Source organism: Xanthomonas euroxanthea (assembly GCF_903989455.1).
In the GTDB taxonomy this organism is placed as follows: Bacteria; Pseudomonadota; Gammaproteobacteria; order Xanthomonadales; family Xanthomonadaceae; genus Xanthomonas; species Xanthomonas euroxanthea.
Window position 1 is genome coordinate 2,563,060 of the sequence record NZ_LR861803.1, and the last position, 23,488, is coordinate 2,586,547.

General features: G+C 63.7%; 7 protein-coding genes and 3 pseudogenes. 9 read left to right on the top strand and 1 reads right to left on the bottom strand.

The genetic code is table 11. The annotated features are described in order from the left end of the window. The first annotated feature begins 1,094 nt into the window (after nucleotides 1-1,094). From H7A86_RS10840 to H7A86_RS21265, 5 genes are all read left to right on the top strand, one after another. On the top strand, nucleotides 1,095-1,430 hold the full coding sequence (locus tag H7A86_RS10840; protein WP_147421337.1) for a hypothetical protein: 336 nt from the start codon (nucleotides 1,095-1,097) through the stop codon (nucleotides 1,428-1,430). Nucleotides 1,431-1,663: 233 nt separating this feature from the next. Continuing rightward, nucleotides 1,664-2,098, top strand: a complete 435-nt coding sequence (locus H7A86_RS10845; RefSeq protein WP_119131947.1) for a hypothetical protein — start codon at nucleotides 1,664-1,666, stop codon at nucleotides 2,096-2,098. Between the two features lie 432 nt (nucleotides 2,099-2,530). Next, nucleotides 2,531-2,929 (top strand): hypothetical protein, encoded by a 399-nt coding sequence (locus tag H7A86_RS10850; protein WP_119131946.1) that lies wholly within the window; start codon nucleotides 2,531-2,533, stop codon nucleotides 2,927-2,929. 269 nt (nucleotides 2,930-3,198) lie between these two features. Then, a complete protein-coding gene (locus tag H7A86_RS10855; protein ID WP_147421336.1) occupies nucleotides 3,199-3,534 on the top strand; it encodes a hypothetical protein in 336 nt (111 codons plus the stop codon). A gap of 105 nt (nucleotides 3,535-3,639) precedes the next feature. Then, complete coding sequence (locus tag H7A86_RS21265; protein WP_074898923.1) at nucleotides 3,640-4,038, top strand: DUF4124 domain-containing protein; 399 nt, start codon at nucleotides 3,640-3,642, stop codon at nucleotides 4,036-4,038. Nucleotides 4,039-4,541: 503 nt separating this feature from the next. Here H7A86_RS21265 and H7A86_RS10865 read toward each other — a convergent pair. Then, nucleotides 4,542-5,701 (bottom strand): annotated as a pseudogene (locus tag H7A86_RS10865) (IS3 family transposase). A 431-nt stretch (nucleotides 5,702-6,132) separates the two neighbouring features. On the opposite strand from H7A86_RS10865, the gene H7A86_RS10870 reads away from it, so the two are divergent. The 4 genes and pseudogenes from H7A86_RS10870 to H7A86_RS21275 all read left to right on the top strand — a co-directional run. Beyond that, nucleotides 6,133-6,372 (top strand): hypothetical protein, encoded by a 240-nt coding sequence (locus H7A86_RS10870; protein WP_119131943.1) that lies wholly within the window; start codon nucleotides 6,133-6,135, stop codon nucleotides 6,370-6,372. A gap of 670 nt (nucleotides 6,373-7,042) precedes the next feature. Next, nucleotides 7,043-12,403 (top strand): non-ribosomal peptide synthetase, encoded by a 5,361-nt coding sequence (locus tag H7A86_RS10875; RefSeq protein WP_147421335.1) that lies wholly within the window; start codon nucleotides 7,043-7,045, stop codon nucleotides 12,401-12,403. Continuing rightward, nucleotides 12,333-13,958 (top strand): annotated as a pseudogene (locus H7A86_RS21270) (condensation domain-containing protein); the annotation flags it as partial. The gene H7A86_RS10875 and the pseudogene H7A86_RS21270, both read left to right, overlap by 71 nt. Then, a pseudogene (locus H7A86_RS21275) lies at nucleotides 13,950-23,480 on the top strand (amino acid adenylation domain-containing protein); the annotation flags it as partial. The pseudogenes H7A86_RS21270 and H7A86_RS21275, both read left to right, overlap by 9 nt. Nucleotides 23,481-23,488 lie beyond the last annotated feature (8 nt).

Below are 23,488 nucleotides of genomic sequence, written 5' to 3' on the forward strand. Positions count from 1 at the left end.
CCGTGCGCTAGAGGTCATGCAACCGAGCCGCTGGGTTGCTTGACGCGTCACCGGCCTGAACGTATCCGATCGCCTGCGCGACGGAGCGATGCTCAGTCAGCGCCATTAGGCCGAGCAGGGCGATGCCCGGGCGGCCGCCCTCGGTGACAAGCCCGAGCGCAGGCTGTGGCCGCCAAAGTCCCCGTTTAACCCCGCCTGCAAAGCCCCCGCTGCACGATCGTTGCAACCGCCTTCGGCGACAAGGCAGGGCCCACGCGCTCACCCCACAGGCGGCGAAAGAGGGGCCTTCAGTGATGTGCAGCGCTCAGCTCGCAGCAAGGGGGACCCCGTGCGGCCCAGCACCGGTTTGTCGGGTGTGGCAGTGACGCTAGGACCAGCCTGCTGTGTTTGCTGTGCTCAAGCCGGTGGATGAATGCGTCTTCGCCGATGCGGCGCAGATCCTGCCAGTCAGCTGCCGCGATCTCGCTGCGCCGGCGCCCGCCACTAGCAAAACCAAACAGCGATACCTTAGCTAGAGTCTCCTCCAAGGAGTCGTCACGGAGGGAACAGCTTTCTGCTTGAGACCGGGCGGCGACATGTCGTACGGCTGCCCTGGAGTGATACCGATATGAACATGACACGCTTGACCAGCACGAATGTCCGCGTACCGCCGAAAGCGAACACCGCGCAGGGCGGAGCAGAGGATTAGAGATCGTTATCAAGGGTAGGGCGGATGTCCGCTTCTGGCCGAAAGCGGACCCGCAGTCCAGATGATTTCCGATATAGGTGCAACCATCCGCCTGCGAGAGAGTACGGACACGATAAGTCGGACAACTGACGTAAGCCAGTGACGCCAGAATTCGAATCTACACACCTACGTTAAGCACGAAGAACCATTTCAGGTGATAACTTCGGCTCAGGGGGGCTTGAGGATCTTGGAGATGCATCCTGCACGCTCCATTGATTATGCTAGTTTGATTGGCTGAGCCACACGATTGCTCTTCACGGGATGAGATGCCGGGTGGCGCTGATAGCAATTTTCGAACGCAGCAACAGGAATTTACGCTGGAACGAATCGCAGAAGTCCTGCGCATCCCAATAGCTAGAGGCCAGTCATGAGTTCGACCGTCGAGTTCTTTGTTGAGACGATCGCCAAAGATCGCACTGGGCAGTCGGTGTACGTAGGTTTTGTTGTCACGGGCGGCCCGATATGCGTCGGAGACAAGTTTGTCTCGATGTATGAGGTTCCGAGGACACTGGAAGACATCCAGCTGGGACGCCGGCGCACCTCTCCAGAAAACGTCCGTGACATCTCTATTGGTGTGGATGCAATAGATGCAAACAGGCGGCGAGTACAGGCGCTACCTGATGGTGTGACCGGTGCACTTTATCTAACGGGTGAGGACACGGGGTTTATTGGGCCTCGCACATACTTGCTAACGTCGGGTTGATCTAAGTGATCCTCAGTCATTGCCAGCGCAACGATGCTCGGCGGCGATTGCCCGATAGAGATCCGGCTCTTGCGCACCCATGATTTGCCAATCAAGGAAGGCGAGATAAATTTCATGAAAGGACAGGCTGTGAAAGCTGTGCTTGGAACGGGGACTGCACGCCATATTCTCAACGCGAGCGTCCTCAAGTGCGATCTCCCGATACCACGAGCTCACACTGTCAGGAGTGATGGATGAAGGTCGTCTACAGCTTGCGCAATGATCTTGAGAAAGATCTGTCCAGGATTCGAGATACGCAGTCCCTGACGTTGAACGACGCGAAGCCGTTGCTTGGATTAAAAGGCAATAAGGGTCTATTCGGTAGCGAGGAGTGGTGGTCCAATATCGAGTCCGGAGTCATTGAGGGTGAGTGCGTCACGGGTGTAATTACGAGCCTGTACGTTGCGGGGCAGGAGCGCCTCAATCACCCAAACGAATTCGAGTTCACCCTAAATGATGGGAGTTCAAGGTCGGAAGCAATCTTGACGGATGATCCAAATTGCATTTCTGCATACGCCATCGGACGGCAAGTTCAAATCCACTACGCGTACGATGAGCTTAAGTGTTCATTGAGAAATGGGCTTCCTCAGTATCTGGACTTCGTTGTGAGAATAGAGATCGAAGAGTGATAGCGTTAGTTGGCTTCGGTGCGGCACGCAATGAAAGTGCGGTTCTGCTTGCTTTTCATGCCCGGTTTCTGGCGCGAAGACTCGGTTTGTGAATTCGCGCCCGTGGTGAACGTCCGCTTCTGGCCGGCAGCGGAAATAGAGCATGACCGACATGCCGATGCGTTACCGGAGTACATCCCACCATTGGGCCGAATGCTGTGAAGCAGCTCTTTGGTTGGCAGGCGTTCTATGAAATTAAGAATCAGGACGGCGTGATGGTGCTTTTCAGATCATAAGGGATAGGCCCCGATATGAAGCACGACTTGCAGCAGGCTGAGGACTACTGGGATGTCCGGGAGAGCAAGAATAGGCTGGATATGATTGTCTACTAGGATGCTACGATTGTTGCGGGCTCCATACTCATATGCATTTCTCATTGCGAGCAACCTGGAGATGTGGGCTGAGTTCGACGCAGGTTGGCGTCGCTTCGGCGGTTCGGTTCTTATTGCAATATTTATGGTCCTTCAGACGATCTTCATGATCATGCTGCTGAGATACTTAGGAGCTGACTTCCTAGAGGGTCGGAGCATTCCGCCATTCTGGATCATGCTTGTCTCGGCGTTTACGCTGGCTTGGCTCATCTCCGGATCAATCGCTAAGAATGGCGAATCTCTGGCTGTCGGACACGACGGAAAGTGGGCAACTATTCTTGCGATCTACCTGATCCCGGGTGTGGGCTTTGGGCTGACTCTTCTCTGGAAACAGTACATACCGTTTGCAGTCGTGCACGCCGCCATTATCGGATTCCTCTATTTTTCGTATGGAAAGTACGTTGTACGACGACTCGATTGATGGTCGTCCTGCGCGAAATCGGGAGTTCGCCAGTTCACCACTGGGGGCTTGCCTTAGCAGCTTCTTGAACGTGTAAGCATGCCGGTAGAAGAATTGCTGCATGTGCGCCTCCATCTCGGTTGAGTTGGATTCAACGACATCCTGCACTTGCTAGGAACAAGAGCGGCCATTAAAAGTCATTCCAATATCCTCGCACGAGGAAAAGCTGAAGGCAGATTTCAAGATCATTTTCCCGGAGCTCAAGGTATTGAAGCTCACGTATGCGGATCATGGAAAAGCTGGCCACCGATACGCACCCAGTGGCATGGCGCGCGGCGCTGTGGAAATTGGTGAGCGACAGTGCTGATGTCACTAAGATAGAGCGCTTCATCTCCGCTGCAGATAGCGACAGCCCGAGATCCAAAGCGAGCGCCACTTTGGCGATCATGGCCACCATTGCTCCGCAGCAGCCAACGGCGCAGCCGGAACGGATCGAGCAGAGTGGGGCGGTCATCAATGGGAACGCCATTGCGCGCGGGGATCGGGCGCTCGGTAGCTTCCCGGAGACGCCCTCGTTCCAGAGCAGCAGCCACATGACCACGCCGGCGATCCCCACAAGACTGTGACTCCGCCCGTACTCGCCAACCCGAAGGCGAAGGGGGTAAGCTTCGGCCCAGCTACAGGGGGAAGTCATGGTCACAAGGATTGCGACAGCAGTGCTGCTGTGTGTGATGGCTGCGCCATTAGGCGCCCAGCAGATTTACAAGTGCGTCACCAAGGGCGGCGTCGAGTACCAGTCAATGCCATGTGCCAACGGTGAAGCTGCCAAGACGTGGAATGTAGAGGTCGCGCCACGTTCCGCGGAATCCGTAGTCAATGAGCGGCGCTTGGACATGATCCGGCAGCAAAATTCGGCTTCCATTGCGCCTCAGCCAGCGCGGCGCCCAGCACCTGTTTACAGAAACGGCGGAGGTGGCGGGCAGTTGCACCATATCTCCCAGTACAGGGATGCCAACGCCTGCGAGGCCGCACGTGCGGAGCGTGAGCGCGTTTTCAGGGCCTACGGCACCAACCGCCCGTTTGATGTTGGCAGGCGTATGGACGATATGGTCTGGCGGGCTTGCAAGTGATTACCGTGACGCATCACGCCGGGTGTAGGGGCAGCGCCCCTACGGAAGCAACTCACACGCGCTGGCGAGGTCTCGGCCCAAGTATAGGCAGGACCGCTGCTGCCGGCTCGGCGTCGGGCCCAGCCATCGCCCTGGGCGAACGCTGTTGGTTCTTGGCGAGAACGTCCCGATCGCCGGCACTCCACGGGTTTCCATCGGCCGCCGCCATTCCTGCGCTTGTGCAGCAGTGAGTGATAGCCATGCCAGGTCCTGCGGCTTCAGCTCGCGGCGCTAACGAAAAACCGGCCCAGGGGCCGGTTAGATTCCGATCACGCACGATCAGACTCCATGCCAGAGTAGAATTAAGGAGTACGTGAAACACGATCGCAGTCTCGACGATATCGAATCTATGACCTTCGAGTAGGCTTTATCATGCTACGTGCCCAATAGGTGGTACATGTAGCGGAGACTCCTGGGACCCTCCACTGCCTAAGCGGGTGGACCGACCAAACTTCCGTAGACACTTATGAGCCGGTTTGCGCGTAGCGCCGTACAAACTCTACAGGTGCCAGGTCGCCAGCGGAACCATGCCGGCGAACTGGGTTGTAAAACATCTCGATGTAGTTGAATACGTCAAAGTGCGCTTCGTCCCGGGTGGGGTAGATCCGTCGCTTGATCCGCTCCTTCTTCAGCGCACTGAAGAAGCTCTCAGCTACTGCATTGTCGTGGCAGTTTCCTCGCCGGCTCATGCTCGGAGCTGTGCCGTGTTGCTTCAGCAGTGATAACCAATCGCTGCTCGTGAACTGGCTGCCTTGGTCAGAGTGAATGATCAGGCCGGCAGCTGGCTTCCGCTTCCACACCGCAGCGACGAGCGCCTGCAACACAAGATCAGTGGTCATCTGGGGCTGCGTCGCCCAGCCAACCACTTGTCGCGAATAAAGGTCGACGATCACCGCCAGGAACAGCCAGCCTTCATAGGTGCGGATGTAGGTGATGTCGGTGACCCATACTCTGTTGGGGGACGGAGGGCGAAAAGTCTCGATTGACGACGTTTTCAACCACCCCAGCCGGTCCACCTCGATAACGAGGCTTCGTCCCGTAGCCAATCTCAGCCCGCATGCCCTCTGACTTCATCAGGCGTCGCACACGATGGCGGCTGCAGCGCTCGCCGGCCTAGCGAAGCTCTAGAGTGATCTTGCGGCGGCAGTAGACCGTGCCACTCGCTAGCCAGGCATGCTTGATCAGGCCACGCAGACGATCATCCTCTCGGCGACGCGGTCTACTTGGTTTGCCCGCCCAAGCGTAGTAGCCACTACGGTTTACCCCAAGCATTCGACACATGACGCTCAGCTTGAACTGGCCCAAATGCTCACGCATCAAGGCGTACTTCGCCGTTACCCCTTGGCGAAGTACGCCGTGGCTTTTATTAGGATGTCGCGCTCCTCGGTCAGGGCCTGACCTCAGCCTTCAAGCGCCGCATCTCGGCCGAATCCTTGGGCGATGGCAACATCGCCCCTTCGGACGCGCCCGCCAGCGCTGCGCTTTTGGCCTCGCGCAGCCATTGATAGAGGCTATGAGATGAAACTCCCAGCCGCATAGCAACCTCCGCAACCGCGAAGCCCCTCTCGGTCACTTGCTTGACCGCCTCGGCCTTGAACTCATCCGTGTACTGCTTGCTCGTCATGGACACCTCTCTCGTTACCATCGATTATGGCTCTGAGTTGTCTACGAAATCCTGGCCGGTCCAGAGCCACCTTAGCCTATGCATGGACCGAGCCGGGTCTGCGTAGCCACCAAACGCGTCGGCATGTGCAGCCTGAGGAGGTCCTCAACTGTGCGTACTCCGCCCATCTTCAGGTCGAGAATGCCAGGTTCTAAGTTAGATCCCAGCAGAACACCGACCGCAATTGCATGCAGGCTGCGAGCCGCTGCAGCGATATCGACGTCCTCGCCGAGCTGACCCAGCGCCCGTGCGCGTTGGCACACCAGCCCCAGCATGTGGATCTCCGGCATCGCGCATGCTTCAAGCACGTCACTGATGCCGCCGAGCCTAATCGATGTGCCAGAGCGAAGGGGGAGCTCAACTGTTAGACGAAGTTGTGGCGTACGACGCGTATGATCGAAGACCCTGAGCAGGTCGTCGAGCCGGAGCTGGAACGGGTGATCGCAGTGGCGTATGGAGGCTTCCCGGAGCCCCTCAAAATCACATGGGCGCCCCTGCGCGGGTCACCGACCGTGCATCATTTCGATACGGTGCGCGTGTCCGCAACCAACCTTATCTGCGCGCTACCATCTGCCAGATTCACCACACCAATCTTGCCCGGCCTGAACACCACCAGGGCCGGCCAGGAATGACGGAATCCGGGCGGCTCACGTTGGTGAGCTCACGGTCTGCCAGGTCGCGCCGCGATCTTCGCTGGCGCTGATCTCACTGGCACACGAGGTCACGAGCATTGTGCCGTCGCGGGCATCCATGACATGCGGACCGCAGCGATCAGCGACGCGCTTCCAGCGGCGCGCCCTTCTGGTCCGCAACGTGCGGCCGTTCTCTGAAATTCTGTACGTCACCGGGCACTGCGGATCATCGCCACAGGTTTCCAGTGCCTTGATGTAGATCCCGCCAAGGCGATCATGTCGCGCGCCACCACCCGGGTTGGAGCGCCATCGTTCCAGGCCTTGCCGCCGTCGTGGCGTGTGTCACCGCAATGGTGTCTTGCATCCGAATGCGTGATGAAATCCTCATTTGCCCATCCAATTTCGCGTTTCTGACGACTGAAGAATCAATGTTGTGATCACGCAGTGCACCATTTTTGTACCACGTGTGCATGATTGACATTGCTAACGACGAGAACAATACTCTCAGCCTGCTTAGGCAAGCACAGATGTTTAGTGCGGTAGTTCGATGTGGAAATCCTGCCCTCTAGGGACTGGAGTTGGCCGCTGAGAAATTCTCGGGCTGAGTCAGAATTTCCGGGTGTGATTTCCATTCAGGATTTTCACTGGATCTGGCGGAGCGTTGATTGGTATGGATACCGCGGGCTTGGGCGTTACCGCCACGTTGTTGGATGTACTGTGTCATCGTGCCGCTGATGCTTCCTGCACCCGGGACAAGGTTGCGTTTACATTTCTCGGGAGCGACGGAGAAACTCCGCGATCGCTGACGTTCTTCCAGCTGGATCGCGCCGCCAGGGGGTTGGCTGTACACATCCGGGCGCATGCCGTTCCCGGCGATCGTGTCATGCTGGTATATCCGCCCGGCTTGGACTACATCATCGCGTTCTTTGCGTGTGTTTACGCAGGCGTCGTGTCCGTCCCGGCACTTCCGCCGACCCACGCACGGTCCGTGCCGCGTCTGCAGGCAATGATGGATGATTGTGCGCCCCGTCTTGCGTTGGCACCCGATGCGACCCTCCGCCAGCTCGACGGCATGCATGGCGTGAGCATCCAATCCGGTGGGATGACATGGCTTGCCACTGACCGTCTGCCTTGTCCCGACGCAGAATGGGAGAGGCCCGCTCTCACTGCGAAAGACCTGGTCTTCCTGCAATACACGTCCGGATCGACCGGAACCCCCAAAGGGGTAATGGTTTCCCATCGCAACAGCCTGGCGAACGTCCATCTTGCCGCATCGGTCTACGACATCACGGAGTCGGACTCGTTCATGACATGGCTGCCCCCGCACCATGACTTCGGTCTTATCGGGGGAATCATCTTTCCGGTGGTGGTGGGCTGCAGCAGCGTACAGTTCGCTCCGGCGGCATTTCTGCGCAGACCGGGGCGCTGGTTGCAGACGATGTCGGAGTATCGCGCTACGGTTACGGGGGGGCCCAATTTTGCTTACGCGTTGTGCAATGATCGGGTGCCGGACGCGCTGATACCGTCGCTGGACCTGAGTTGCGTGCGGGTCATGGTGAACGGTGCCGAACGCATTCGCTACGACACCTTGTCGCGCTTCGCCTCGCGTTTCGCGGCGTGCGGTCTCCGTGCGGGCGTGTTGACGCCGTCGTATGGGTTGGCGGAGTCAACCTTGCTGGTTTCCGCCAGCGCCCCGCGTGAGCGCGGCGTTTCCCAGCTTGTCACTGCGCGGCGCTTTGAGCAGGACCCAGTCGCGCTCGAGACAGGTAACGGTGGACGCGATGCCGTCGGTGCGCTGGAGCTGCCTTCGGTGGGCTGCGTGAATGCTGGCCAGCACCGGGTGGTGGTCGTAGACCCGTCGTCCGGATGCGAGGTGCGTTCCGGAGAGATCGGCGAGATATGGGTCACGGGGCCGTCCGTCGCGTGCGGTTACTGGAACCAAGCTGCGCAGAGCCAGGCCGTGTTCCACGCGCAGCTGCCAGGCGACAACGCTCTCTACCTACGTACCGGCGACTTGGGTTTCGTCGTGGGCGAACAGCTGTACGTGGCCGGACGCATCAAGGAACTGATGGTGTTCAATGGCCGCAACATCCATCCCCAGGATGTTGAGGCGATCATCGAGGGTACCAGTGACGACTTCAGAGCCGATGCTTGCGTGGCGTTCTCGGAGGGCGAAGGTCACGCAGCCGAACTGATCGTCGTACAGGAAGTGGAGTCGCACCGGCAGCTGCAGCCGGAGTTGCTGGCGACGGCAATACGCACCGCGCTCGCGGAGCAGCTGGAGCTGTATACTCCGACCACGGTGATCCTGGTTAAGGCCGGCACGCTGCCCAGGACGACCAGCGGCAAGTTGCAGCGCGTCCACTGTCGCGAGCTCCATCGGTCGGGCACACTGCCTTCCATCTGGTCGTCGGCGCAAACAACGCGCCTGGATGCGGACGGAGCCCTGGAACGCTCGGGGACCGTCGCTTTGTCCAGTAAGCCGTTTGTCCAGCGCCTGGGCGAGACATGGATGAGCGTGCTGGGTCTGGAGCAGGTGGACGAGGACTCGAACTTCTGGGATGCAGGTGGGCATTCCGTGCTTGCCATGCAGTTGTTGACCCTTGTCGAGACGGAGTTCGGCTGCGCACTGACCGTGCGGGATCTGTTCGAACACCCCACTGTGGGCCAGCTCGCGGGCCGGCTGCAGCAGTTGAGGCCTACCGAGGTCGGCTGCGAGACGGCTGGCGCGATCACCCACGTCGAGCGCGCAGCATCGTACCCGCTGGCTTCGGCACAGCAGCGGCTGTGGTTCCTGGATCGCCTTGATGCCGCGGCGGGCGTCGCCTACAACATTCCTTCGGCATTGCGCCTGCGGGGTCGGCTGGACGTGACTGCCCTGCAGGCCGCACTGGACTGTATCGTGGCGCGCCACGACAGCCTGCGCACGCGCTTCGTCGCCTCTGCGGAGGGGGCGACCCAGCAGGTCGCGGCAGAGGGCATGGGCTTGTCCTTGGCGCGACACGATCTTGGCCGGCTCCAGCCCTACGAACAGTCCAGCGAGGTCGAGCGGTTGCGTGCCGAGGAGGCAGTCAGGCCGTTCGACCTGTCCGTCGCGCCGCTGATCCGGGGCGCACTCCTGCATCTTTCCCCACGCGAGCACGTCCTGTTGTTGACGCAGCATCACGTGATTTCCGATGGGTGGTCCATAGGCGTGCTGACCCGCGAATTGAGGGAGCTGTACACGGCATTCTGCCAGGGCCAGGCCGATCCGTTACCGCCGTTGCAGGTTCAGTATGTCGACGCCGCCGCATGGCAGGAGCGTCGGCTACGCGGATCGACACTGGACACCCAGCTTTCTTACTGGCGGAAGCATCTCCTGAATGCGCCTCCACTGCTCGAGCTCCCGCTTGATCGACCGCGTCCTGCCGTGCAGAGCTACGCAGGCGGCAGCATGATGTTTACTCTGCCCGATGCATTGGTCAACCGGTTGCAGACGTTGTCGCGGTCCCACGGGACTACGCTGTTCATGACAATGCTTTCGGCGTGGACGATCCTTCTGTCTCGTTTGAGTACACAGGAAGAAGTGGTGATCGGCACGCCGGTAGCGAACCGACCGCATCCCGGGATGGCCGGACTGATCGGTCTGTTCGTCAACACGCTGGCGCTGCGCGTACGCGTTCCGGCCGGCTTGACGATTGCCGCCTTGCTGGAACAGGTACGGGATACGGCATTGTCGGCCTACGCGCATCAGGATGTGCCGTTCGAGCAGGTCGTGGAGGCGGTGCGGCCGGCACGCAGCCTTGGCTACAACCCGGTGTTCCAGACCTTATTGATGTTGGACGCCTCGCCCGAACAGCGTGAGCTGACGCTGCCCGGGCTTGAGGTCGAGCCGCTGCCGGCCACCCAGGGAACGACTCTGGTGGACCTCTCGCTCTGGTTGACCTTGCGGGGCAACGCGCTGTCCGGTCGACTGGAGTACGCAACCGCATTGTTCGACGCTGCAACCATCGAGCGTTGGGTGGGGCACCTGCAGACGCTGCTTTGGGGAATGGTCGACACGCCGTCCCTTGCTGTGGACCGCCTTCCCCTGCACCTACGCGAAGAGCGCATGCGGCTGGTACGTCAGTTCAATCCCGCCGAGCGTGAGGTGGCGATCGAGCCGACCCTGGCCGAGGTGTTCGAGGCGCAGGTGCAGCGCACCCCGGACGCGATCGCTCTCTGCGCCGGAGAGGAAAGGATCAGCTACTCGGAGCTAAACCGGCGTGCCAACCGGGTCGCGCGGCAGTTGTTGGCGTTGGGGGTGTGTGCCGACGACCGGGTGGGCCTGCATGTCGAGCGCGGATCGGCGCTGGTTGTGGGCGCGCTGGCGATCCTCAAGGCAGGCGGGGCCTATGTGCCCTTGGATCCTTCCTACCCGGCCGAGCGACTCGCGCACATGTTGGCCGACAGCGCGCCAAAGGCGTTGCTGACGACCGGAACAGGGCCGCTTGCGTGGGCCGCAGGGGTGGAACGGCTGCGGGCGGACGAGGGCGCGCAGTCAGAGGCGTGGCCGCTGCATGACCCGGTGCTGGAGCGCGGTGCCCTGCAACCCGCGCAGCTGGCCTACGTCATCTATACGTCGGGTTCGACCGGGGTGCCCAAGGGGGTGATGGTCGAACATCGGAACGCAGTGAATTTCGTGGCGTGGGCGCGTTCCGTGTTCCATGCGGACCAGCTGGCGCAGACGCTTTTCTCGACCTCCATGAACTTCGACCTGGCGCTGTTCGAGGTGTTTGTTCCATTAAGCGTGGGTGCATGCGTACGCATCGTGCCGGACTTGATCTCCCATGTGTCGACGTCGGCCGGGTGCAGCCTTGTCAACTCAGTGCCTTCGGTGATGGATGCCGCGCTTGACGTCGGCGAGCTGCCTGCTTCAGTAGGGACGGTCAATCTCGCGGGCGAGCCATTGAAGCGCGGCCTGGCCGAGAAGCTGTTCGGGCTGACCGGCATTGAACAGCTGTTCAATCTGTACGGGCCCACCGAGACGACGACCTATTCGACGTGGGTCAGGATGGACCGCTCCACGGGATTCGTGCCACATCTGGGCCAGCCTGTCTTCAATACCCAGGTGCACGTGCTGGATGCGCATGGGGAGCCGACCCCGTTGGGTGTCTGTGGCGAGATTCACATCGGTGGTGCGGGTGTGGCGCGCGGCTACCTAAATCGTCCTGATTTGACAGCCGAGCGGTTCGTCGCCGATCCGTTCCGGGCCGATCCACTGGCACGGTTGTATCGCACGGGCGATATCGGTCGGCGCATGCCGGATGGCAGCCTGGAGTACGTAGGCCGTAGCGACTTCCAGGTGAAGGTGCGTGGGTTCCGGGTCGAACTCGGTGAGATTGAAGCACGGCTGGCGACATGCGAGGGTGTGCGCGAGGCGGTGGTGCTGATGAGCGAGGACCACCAGGGCGACAAGGTTCTGGTCGCGTATGTGCTTGCGCAGGCTGGTACGGCAGCGCAGCCGGCTGCGCTGCGCGCGGCCCTGGCCCAGACGTTGCCGGCCTACATGGTGCCGGCTGCTTTCGTCCCGGTGACGGCGTGGCCTTTGACGCCCAATGGCAAGCTGGATCGGAAGGCGCTGGGTGACATGAGCGCGGCGGCTGTTCCAACCTGCCGCGATGAACCGCATGGCGAAACAGAGTTGGCCGTTGCAGCACTCTGGCGTGAAGTCTTCGGGCTTGAAAGCATCGGGCGTGAAGACGACTTCTTCGATCTGGGTGGGCATTCGATGACAGCGGTCAAGCTCGCTTCGCGCATGAGCCAGGCGTTTTCGTTGGAGATACCGATGGTCACGCTGTTCCAGCACCGGACCATCGCATCGATGTCGAAGGCCGTGCTTGGCGCCCGCCTTGCCGCGTTCTCCACCAGCGATGTGGCGCGATTGAGCGCGCAGCTGGACGCACTTTCGGACGATGACCTCAAGCAGCTGCTGATGTCGGATGACAGCAGTGCCGAGCTCACGTTGTTGGCCGGACCTCTCCCCGAACTTGGAATCCAGACCCGTGAGTGAACGTGAGACTGCGAAGCTTGAGTTGCTGCTGCGTTTGCTGAACGGCTCCAGCGCTGTTTCACCGAAGACGCTGTCGGGTGGTCACATTCCGGTGGCGGAACGCACGCTGCCGGTGCCGTTGTCCTCCGCACAGCAGCGGCTGTGGTTCCTGGACCAGCTCGACCCGGCTGCGGGCCTGGCGTATCACATTCCGGCTGCGCTGCGCCTGCAGGGCACGCTGGACGTGGCCGCGCTGCAGGCCACGCTGGACCGGATCGTGGCGCGGCATGAGAGCCTGCGCACGTGTTTCGTGCAGGGCGAGGACGGCCCGGTGCAGCAGTTCGCGCCGGAAACGATCGGGTTTGCATTGGAGCAGGTGGATCTGTCCGCACTGCCGCACGATGCGCAGCAGGCAGTGGTGGAACAGCGCAGCGCGCAGGAAGCGTTGACCCCGTTTGACCTCGCCGTTGGCCCGTTGATCCGTGGCCAGCTGCTGCGCTTGTCCGCACAGGAGCACGTGCTGCTGGTGACGCAGCACCACATCGTGTCCGACGGTTGGTCGATCGGGGTGATGATCGGCGAAGTCACCGCCTTGTACGCGGCCTTCAGTGAGGGCCAGCCGGACCCGCTGCCACCATTGGCGATCCAGTATGCCGACTATGCGCTCTGGCAGCGGCAATGGTTGCAGGGCGAGGCGCTGCAGCAGCAGCTCGGGTTCTGGCGCGAGCACCTGAGCGGTGCGCCGGCGCTGCTCGAGCTGCCCACCGACCGGCCGCGCCCAGCGGTGCAGAGTTATGCCGGCGGACGTGTCGAAGTGGTTCTGCAACCGGAGCTTGTGAAGCGGTTGCGGTCCTTCTCCCAACACCACGGCACCACCGTGTTCATGACCCTGCTCAGCGGTTGGGCGCTGTTGATGTCGCGCCTGAGCGGGCAGGGCGAGGTGGTGATCGGGACACCGGTGGCGAACCGGCAGCGCGCCGAGATCGAGCCGCTGATCGGCTTCTTCGTCAACACCCTGGCCCTGCGGGTGAACGTGCAGGCCGCGTCGGACGTGGCCGGGCTGCTGGCCCAGGTCAAGGCGACCGCGCTGGCCGGCTACGCCCACCAGGACGTGCCGTTCGAGCAGGTGGTCGAGCTGCTGCGTCCGTCCCGCAGTCTGGGCCACAGTCCGCTCTACCAGGTGTCCTTCAGCCTCAACAACACACCCGATCGCGGGCCGTTGGAAGCCAGTGGTCTGCACTTCGCGCTTTGCCCGCCACGCCTGGAAACCACCCAGTTCGATCTGTCCCTGTCGTTGCAGGAGACCGACGCTGGCCTGATCGGCAATCTGACGTACGCCCATGACCTGTTCGACGCGTCAAGCGTCGAGCAGCTGGTGGGTGCGTATGCGACCTTGCTCGCCGCATTGGCGGAAGAGCGGGAATCGGATCTGGCGCGGTTGCCGCTGCTCACCTCCGCCCAGCGCGACCAGCTGGTGCATGGTTTCAATGCCACGCAGGCCGAGTATCCGCGCGAGGGCCTGATCGGTGCCTGCTTCACGGCACAGGCGCAGGCGCGGCCAGGTGCGGTGGCGGTCGTTGAGGGCGACGAGCGGCTCAGCTACGCGGAACTGGAGTGTGCGGCCAACCAGCTGGCGCATCGTCTGGTGGGCATGGGGGCAGGTCCGGGCCAGCGGGTGGCGCTGTGCATGGAGCGCGGCATCGCGCTGGTGGTGTCGATGCTGGCGGTGGTAAAGGCCGGGGGCGCATATGTGCCCCTGGAGCCGACGGCACCGGCGGCACGCCTGGCGTGGCAGCTGGAGGATTGCGCGCCGGTGGCGCTGCTGACCCAGGATGCGCTGGTGGATGATCTGCCGGCACAGAGCCTGCTGCCGGTGGTGGTTGTGGACGATCCGCAGGAGGTGCGGCAGACGGCGGCGCAGCCGCGCCATGCGCCGGTGGTGGAGGGGCTGGGCGCACGCGACCTGGCGTATGTGATCTATACCTCTGGATCGACCGGTCAACCCAAGGGGGTGATGGTCGAGCACCGCAACGTGCTGCGGCTGGTGATCAACAGCGGCTTTGCGCCGTTGGGCGTGGACGACTGCGTGGCGCATTGCGCCAGCCCGGCGTTCGACGCGGCGACGTGGGAGATCTGGGGCGCGCTGTTGAACGGGGCGCGGTTGCAGATCGTGTCGGCCGCGCAGGTACGCGATCCGGCGCAGCTGGGCACGGCGCTGCAGGCCGGCGGGGTAACCGCATTGTGGTTGACCGCCGGGCTGTTCAACGAGGTGGTCGACGCCCTGGAAGATGCGTTGGGCGGGCTGCGCTATCTGCTGATCGGGGGCGAGGCGCTGGATGCGGTGGCGGTGGGCAGGCTGGTGAACCGCCCCGTCCGTCCGCAGCAGGTGCTCAATGGTTATGGCCCGACGGAAAGCACGACCTTTGCCACGACCTACCTGATTCCTCCGGTGGCACCGGGGCAGCGCTCGATCCCGATCGGGCGACCGATCGGCAACACCCGGATCCATGTGCTGGACACAGCCGGGCAGGTGGTGCCGGTGGGGGTGGTGGGCCAGCTGCACATCGGTGGCGACGGGGTGGCGCGGGGCTACCTCAACCGGCCCGAGCTTACGGCCGAGCGTTTCATCGCCGACCCGTTCAGCGCCGACCCGCAGGCGCGCCTGTACCGCACCGGCGACCTGGCGCGCTGGCGTGCCGACGGTACGCTGGACTATGTGGGCCGCAATGATTTCCAGGTCAAGATCCGCGGCTTCCGCATCGAGCTGGGGGAGATCGAGGCACAGTTGCTGGCGTGCGCGGACGTACGCGAGGCCGTGGTGCTGGCGCGCGAGGACAGCCCGGGCGACAAGCGCCTGGTGGCCTATGTGCTGGCCGAGGAAGGGACGTCACCGGAAGCGGCCACGCTGCGCGCGGCGCTGGCGCGCAAGCTGCCGGAGTACATGGTGCCGGTGGCCTTCGTGCGGGTGTCGGGCTGGCCGCTGACGGTGAACGGCAAGCTGGACCGGCGTGCGTTGCCGCCCCCGGACGGTGAATCGGTGGCCGCACAGGCCTATGAGGCACCGGCCAACGAGCGCGAAGCGCAGGTGGCAGGTCTTTGGGCCGACCTGCTGGGGGTGGCCCAGGTCGGACGCCACGATCATTTCTTCGAGCTGGGTGGGCATTCGTTGCTGGCCATCCAGCTGGTTTCGGCGCTGCGCCGCACGCTGGGCCGGGAGGTGCCGCTGGGACGGTTGTTCGAGCATCCGACCCTGGCTGGTTTCGCGGCGACGCTGGACGACAGCACGCACAGCACGCTGGGCAGCGTAGTGCCGGCCGACCGGTCGGCGGCGTTGCCGTTGTCGTGGGCACAGCAGCGGCTGTGGTTCCTGGACCAGCTCGACCCGGCTGCGGGCCTGGCGTATCACATTCCGGCTGCGCTGCGCCTGCAGGGCACGCTGGACGTGGCCGCGCTGCAGGCCACGCTGGATCGAATCGTGGCGCGGCATGAGAGCCTGCGCACGTGTTTCGTGCAGGGCGAGGACGGCCCGGTGCAGCAGTTCGCGCCGGAAACGATCGGGTTTGCATTGGAGCAGGTGGATCTGTCCGCACTGTCGCACGATGCGCAGCAGGCAGTGGTGGAACAGCGCAGCGCGCAGGAAGCGCTGGCCCCGTTTGACCTCGCCGTTGGCCCGTTGATCCGTGGCCAGCTGCTGCGCTTGTCCGCGCAGGAGCACGTGCTGCTGGTGACGCAGCACCACATCGTGTCCGACGGTTGGTCGATCGGGGTGATGATCGGCGAAGTCACCGCCTTGTACGAGGCCTTTAGTCAGGGCCAGCCGGACCCGCTGCCACCATTGGCGATCCAGTATGCCGACTACGCGCTCTGGCAGCGGCAGTGGTTGCAGGGCGAGGCGCTGCAGCAGCAGCTCGGGTTCTGGCGCGAGCACCTGAGCGGTGCGCCGGCGCTGCTCGAGCTGCCCACCGACCGGCCGCGTCCAGCGGTACAGAGCTATGCCGGTGGCAATGTGGCATTCACCTTGCCGGCACCGCTGGTGGAACGACTGCACGCGTTGTCGCAGCGACATGGCACCACGCTGTTCATGACCCTGCTCAGCGGTTGGGCGCTGTTGATGTCGCGCCTGAGCGGGCAGGGCGAGGTGGTGATCGGGACACCGGTGGCGAACCGGCAGCGCGCCGAGATCGAGCCGCTGATCGGCTTCTTCGTCAACACCCTGGCCCTGCGGGTGAACGTGCAGGCCGCGTCGGACGTGGCCGGGCTGCTGGCCCAGGTCAAGGCGACCGCGCTGGCCGGCTACGCCCACCAGGACGTGCCGTTCGAGCAGGTGGTCGAGCTGCTGCGTCCGTCCCGCAGTCTGGGCCACAGTCCGCTCTACCAGGTGTCCTTCAGCCTCAACAACACACCCGATCGCGGGCCGTTGGAAGCCAGTGGTCTGCACTTCGCGCTTTGCCCGCCACGCCTGGAAACCACCCAGTTCGATCTGTCCCTGTCGTTGCAGGAGACCGACGCTGGCCTGATCGGCAATCTGACGTACGCCCATGACCTGTTCGACGCGTCAAGCGTCGAGCAGCTGGTGGGTGCGTATGCGACCTTGCTCGCCGCATTGGCGGAAGAGCGGGAATCGGATCTGGCGCGGTTGCCGCTGCTCACCTCCGCCCAGCGCGACCAGCTGGTGCATGGTTTCAATGCCACGCAGGCCGAGTATCCGCGCGAGGGCCTGATCGGTGCCTGCTTCACGGCACAGGCGCAGGCGCGGCCAGGTGCGGTGGCGGTCGTTGAGGGCGACGAGCGGCTCAGCTACGCGGAACTGGAGTGTGCGGCCAACCAGCTGGCGCATCGTCTGGTGGGCATGGGGGCAGGTCCGGGCCAGCGGGTGGCGCTGTGCATGGAGCGCGGCATCGCGCTGGTGGTGTCGATGCTGGCGGTGGTAAAGGCCGGGGGCGCATATGTGCCCCTGGAGCCGACGGCACCGGCGGCACGCCTGGCGTGGCAGCTGGAGGATTGCGCGCCGGTGGCGCTGCTGACCCAGGATGCGCTGGTGGATGATCTGCCGGCACAGAGCCTGCTGCCGGTGGTGGTTGTGGACGATCCGCAGGAGGTGCGGCAGACGGCGGCGCAGCCGCGCCATGCGCCGGTGGTGGAGGGGCTGGGCGCACGCGACCTGGCGTATGTGATCTATACCTCTGGATCGACCGGTCAACCCAAGGGGGTGATGGTCGAGCACCGCAACGTGCTGCGGCTGGTGATCAACAGCGGCTTTGCGCCGTTGGGCGTGGACGACTGCGTGGCGCATTGCGCCAGCCCGGCGTTCGACGCGGCGACGTGGGAGATCTGGGGCGCGCTGTTGAACGGGGCGCGGTTGCAGATCGTGTCGGCCGCGCAGGTACGCGATCCGGCGCAGCTGGGCACGGCGCTGCAGGCCGGCGGGGTAACCGCATTGTGGTTGACCGCCGGGCTGTTCAACGAGGTGGTCGACGCCCTGGAAGATGCGTTGGGCGGGCTGCGCTATCTGCTGATCGGGGGCGAGGCGCTGGATGCGGTGGCGGTGGGCAGGCTGGTGAACCGCCCCGTCCGTCCGCAGCAGGTGCTCAATGGTTATGGCCCGACGGAAAGCACGACCTTTGCCACGACCTACCTGATTCCTCCGGTGGCACCGGGGCAGCGCTCGATCCCGATCGGGCGACCGATCGGCAACACCCGGATCCATGTGCTGGACACAGCCGGGCAGGTGGTGCCGGTGGGGGTGGTGGGCCAGCTGCACATCGGTGGCGACGGGGTGGCGCGGGGCTACCTCAACCGGCCCGAGCTTACGGCCGAGCGTTTCATCGCCGACCCGTTCAGCGCCGACCCGCAGGCGCGCCTGTACCGCACCGGCGACCTGGCGCGCTGGCGTGCCGACGGTACGCTGGACTATGTGGGCCGCAATGATTTCCAGGTCAAGATCCGCGGCTTCCGCATCGAGCTGGGGGAGATCGAGGCACAGTTGCTGGCGTGCGCGGACGTACGCGAGGCCGTGGTGCTGGCGCGCGAGGACAGCCCGGGCGACAAGCGCCTGGTGGCCTATGTGCTGGCCGAGGAAGGGACGTCACCGGAAGCGGCCACGCTGCGCGCGGCGCTGGCGCGCAAGCTGCCGGAGTACATGGTGCCGGTGGCCTTCGTGCGGGTGTCGGGCTGGCCGCTGACGGTGAACGGCAAGCTGGACCGGCGTGCGTTGCCGCCCCCGGACGGTGAATCGGTGGCCGCACAGGCCTATGAGGCACCGGCCAACGAGCGCGAAGCGCAGGTGGCAGGTCTTTGGGCCGACCTGCTGGGGGTGGCCCAGGTCGGACGCCACGATCATTTCTTCGAGCTGGGTGGGCATTCGTTGCTGGCCATCCAGCTGGTTTCGGCGCTGCGCCGCACGCTGGGCCGGGAGGTGCCGCTGGGACGGTTGTTCGAGCATCCGACCCTGGCTGGTTTCGCGGCGACGCTGGACGACAGCACGCACAGCACGCTGGGCAGCGTAGTGCCGGCCGACCGGTCGGCGGCGTTGCCGTTGTCGTGGGCACAGCAGCGGCTGTGGTTCCTGGACCAGCTCGACCCGGCTGCGGGCCTGGCGTATCACATTCCGGCTGCGCTGCGCCTGCAGGGCACGCTGGACGTGGCCGCGCTGCAGGCCACGCTGGATCGAATCGTGGCGCGGCATGAGAGCCTGCGCACGTGTTTCGTGCAGGGCGAGGACGGCCCGGTGCAGCAGTTCGCGCCGGAAACGATCGGGTTTGCATTGGAGCAGGTGGATCTGTCCGCACTGTCGCACGATGCGCAGCAGGCAGTGGTGGAACAGCGCAGCGCGCAGGAAGCGCTGGCCCCGTTTGACCTCGCCGTTGGCCCGTTGATCCGTGGCCAGCTGCTGCGCTTGTCCGCGCAGGAGCACGTGCTGCTGGTGACGCAGCACCACATCGTGTCCGACGGTTGGTCGATCGGGGTGATGATCGGCGAAGTCACCGCCTTGTACGAGGCCTTTAGTCAGGGCCAGCCGGACCCGCTGCCACCATTGGCGATCCAGTATGCCGACTATGCGCTCTGGCAGCGGCAATGGTTGCAGGGCGAGGCGCTGCAGCAGCAGCTCGGGTTCTGGCGCGAGCACCTGAGCGGTGCGCCGGCGCTGCTCGAGCTGCCCACCGACCGGCCGCGCCCAGCGGTGCAGAGTTATGCCGGCGGACGTGTCGAAGTGGTTCTGCAACCGGAGCTTGTGAAGCGGTTGCGGTCCTTCTCCCAACACCACGGCACCACCGTGTTCATGACCCTGCTCAGCGGTTGGGCGCTGTTGATGTCGCGCCTGAGCGGGCAGGGCGAGGTGGTGATCGGGACACCGGTGGCGAACCGGCAGCGCGCCGAGATCGAGCCGCTGATCGGCTTCTTCGTCAACACCCTGGCCCTGCGGGTGAACGTGCAGGCCGCGTCGGACGTGGCCGGGCTGCTGGCCCAGGTCAAGGCGACCGCGCTGGCCGGCTACGCCCATCAGGACGTGCCGTTCGAGCAGGTGGTCGATACCCTGCAACCCTCCCGCAGCTTGAGCCACGGTCCGCTGTTCCAGACCATTTTCGCGCTCAACAACACCCCGTCGTCAGACGCTTCAGTGTTGCCGGGCATCACCTTCGACAGGATTGCCACACCGGAATCGCATGCCGCGGTTGACCTGGGCATGTCGCTGGAGGAAGTGGGCGACGTGATACAGGGTCAGATCACATTCGCCTCGGCGTTGCTGGATGCGCAGACGGTCGAGCGCTGGTTCCAGCACTACGCGACGCTGCTTGAAGGATTCATCGCCGATGACCGCTGTGCACCGGGCCGGGTGCCGCTGTTGACCACACAGCAGCACCTCCTGCTCGACAGCTTCAATCCGATGCCGACCGACTATCCCCGCGAGAGCTTGTTGCACCTTGAATTCGAAAAGCTAGCCGCGACGCAGCCGGACCGCGCCGCCGTGGTCGAGGGCGACACGGTCGTGTCCTACTCCACTGTCAACCAGCGCGCCAATCAGGTGGCACGCCATCTGCTGAGCGTGGGCGTCCAGCCGGGCGATCGCGTCGCCATCAGCCTGCCGCGCGGCATCGACCTGGTCGTGGGCCTGCTGTCGATCCTGAAGGCGGGTGCCGTCTACGTTCCCATCGACCCGTCGTATCCTAGCGAGCGGATCGCGTACATGCTGGCAGATTCTGCCCCGACCGCTCTGGTCACGGCGGACGCGTTGCTCGCGTGCTTCCCGGACACCGGCATGCCCCGGGTTTGCCTGGAGCGCGAAGAGGCGCGCATCGGCGCGTACGACGACAGCAATCTCCATTGCCCACATCCTACGTCTCCGCCGCTGGCCTATGTCATCTATACCTCAGGCTCAACGGGGCAACCCAAAGGCGTGATGCTTCACCATCGCAGCGTGCTGCGCTTGGTCATGGATCGCTCCTATCTCGATATCGGGCCCGAGGATTGCCTGGCCCACTGCGCAAATCCTGCGTTCGACGCGGCTGCCTGGGAGATATGGGTGACCCTGTTGGCCGGGGCCCGATTGCTGGTGGTGCCCCAGTCCACGTTGCTGGATGGCGAGGCCTTCCGCTCCCTGCTTCTGAATCAGGCCGTGACTATCCTGCATCTCACGGTAGGCCTGTTCAACCAGTATGCCCCGACCCTGGCCGACGTCATTCCCCGCCTTCGCTGCCTGCTTTTCGGTGGCGAACAATCGGATGTGGGCGTCGTCTCAAGGGTTATGCGCGATCATCCGCCGGGACGCCTGGTGCATTGCTATGGTCCCACCGAGACCACTACGTTCACCGCAACCCATACAGTATCCGGCGGTCTGGAGGGATCGCCGACCGTGCCCATCGGCCGCCCGCTGGCCAACACCCGGATCTACCTGCTAGATGGCGAAGGACAGCGCGTTCCAGTGGGAGTACGCGGCGAGATCAACATCGCCGGAGAGGGCGTCGCACTGGGCTATCTGAATCGACCGGAATTGACCGCGGAGCGTTTCATTGCAGATCCCTTCGCGGCGGATCGAGGTGCCCGGATGTACCGCAGTGGCGACATGGGGCGCTGGCGGGTCGATGGTACGCTGGAATACCTGGGCCGCAATGACTGCCAGGTCAAGATCCGCGGCTTCCGGATCGAATTGGGCGAGATTGAAATGCAGCTGGCCGCCTGCCCGGGCGTCCGCGAGGCGGTGGTGTTGGCCTATGGCGGTGATGCCGGTGACAAGCGTCTGGTCGCCTACGTGATCGCGCAGGCGGACGCGATGCCCACTCCGGAGACACTGCGCGGCACCCTTTCGCAGTCGCTTCCCGAGTACATGCTACCCAGTGCCTACGTGGCACTGGACGCGTGGCCGCTGACTGAAAACGGAAAGCTTGATCGGCGTGCACTCCCGCCGCCGGACCACGCGGCCATTGCTGGCACTCTGTACGAAGCACCCGTCACGGACGCCGAACAGCAGCTTGCCCGCGTCTGGTCCAGGTTGCTGGGGCGCGAGCGCGTCGGCCGTCAGGACAACTTCTTCGAACTGGGCGGGCATTCGCTGCTGGTGGTACAGATGATCGCCGCGCTCCAGCGGGAAGGCTGGCGGACCGATGTAAAGAGTGCGTTTGCCAACAGGACCCTGGCCGACATGGCCAGGGTGCTCGAGCCGCTGTCGGATGTAGCCGGTCCGGTACCATTCGAGCGCCCGACGGTTCCACCCGGCTGCCATCGCATCAGTCCAGACATGGTGCCGCTGGCGGACATCAGCCAGGTCGAGATCGACCGCATCGTCGCCGCCGCCCCCGGCGGCGTGAACAACATCCAGGACATCTACCCCCTGACGCCGATGCAGGAGGGAATTCTGTTCCACCACCTTCTGGGCGAAGGTGATGACGCCTACCTGCTGCGGTTCGTGCTGGGCTTCGACAGCAGGGAGCGGTTGGAGGGGTTTCTCGCCGCACTGCAGACGCTGGTGCAACGGCACGATATTCTGCGCACCGCCATTCACTGGCAGCGGATCCGTCAGCCCGTGCAGGTGGTGCACCGCCATGCACAACTGCGTCTGGTTGAGGTCGCTGCGGACGGTGCGGATGCCCGGGAAAGGTTGCTGGCGATCAGCGATCCACAGTGCCGCACGTTCGACCTCACGCAGGCACCGTTGCTGGAGGCGTTCACCGCCTTCGATATGGACCGGGGCGAGTACGTGCTGGCGCTGCTTCACCATCACGTCGTATGCGACCACGTGTCCATGCACGCATTGCTGGACGAGATTGGTCTGCTGCTCGATGGCGATGCCGGCGAGCTGGCTCCCCCCACGCCCTACCGCGAGCTGGTGGTGCACTCCCGGGCGACGCCGGGTGAATCGCACGAGCGGTACTTCCGCGGCGTGCTGGGTAAGGTCGACACGCCCACGTTGCCGTTCGATGCGCTCGAGGTAATGGCGAACGGCCAGGGCGTCGTCGAGGTCCGGAACGCGGTGGCGTCCGATGTGTCGCGACGGGTCCGCACGTGCGCCAGCCGGCAGAAGGTTTCGCCTTCGGTGCTGTTCCATGCCGCCTGGGCCATGGTCGCGGCCCGCTGCACTGCACAGGATACGGTCGTGTTTGGAACGGTGCTGTCCGGCCGCATGCAGGGCGCGCGTGGCCATGCGGACATCGTCGGGATGTCGCTCAATACGCTTCCGCTCTGTGTTTCGCTCGGTTCAATGAGCGCCACCGGCCTGCTCGGCGCCGTCCATGAGAGCGTGGTCGTGTTGCTTGAACACGAACATGCGTCGTTGGCACTGGCACAGCGCTGCAGCGGCGTTGCGCCCCCGCTTCCGCTGTTCAACAGCCTGTTCAACTATCGCCACGTGGGGGCGTTCGCCTCCGATGGCGAGGCGTCCGAGTCGCTCATGGCCGGCGTGCGGGTGATTGACGCAAAGGAGCGGACCAACTACCCGATCACCATTTCGGTCAATGATGCCGCCGACGGCAGTTTTGGCCTGGTGGTGCAGGCAGGGGCGGGTATCGACGCAGAGCGGGTTGCCGCCTACCTGCTTACATCGATTGAAGTGCTGGTGAGCGCCGTTGAGGAGGGTAATCGGGAGGAAGTCGCCGAACTCGACATTCTGCCCGC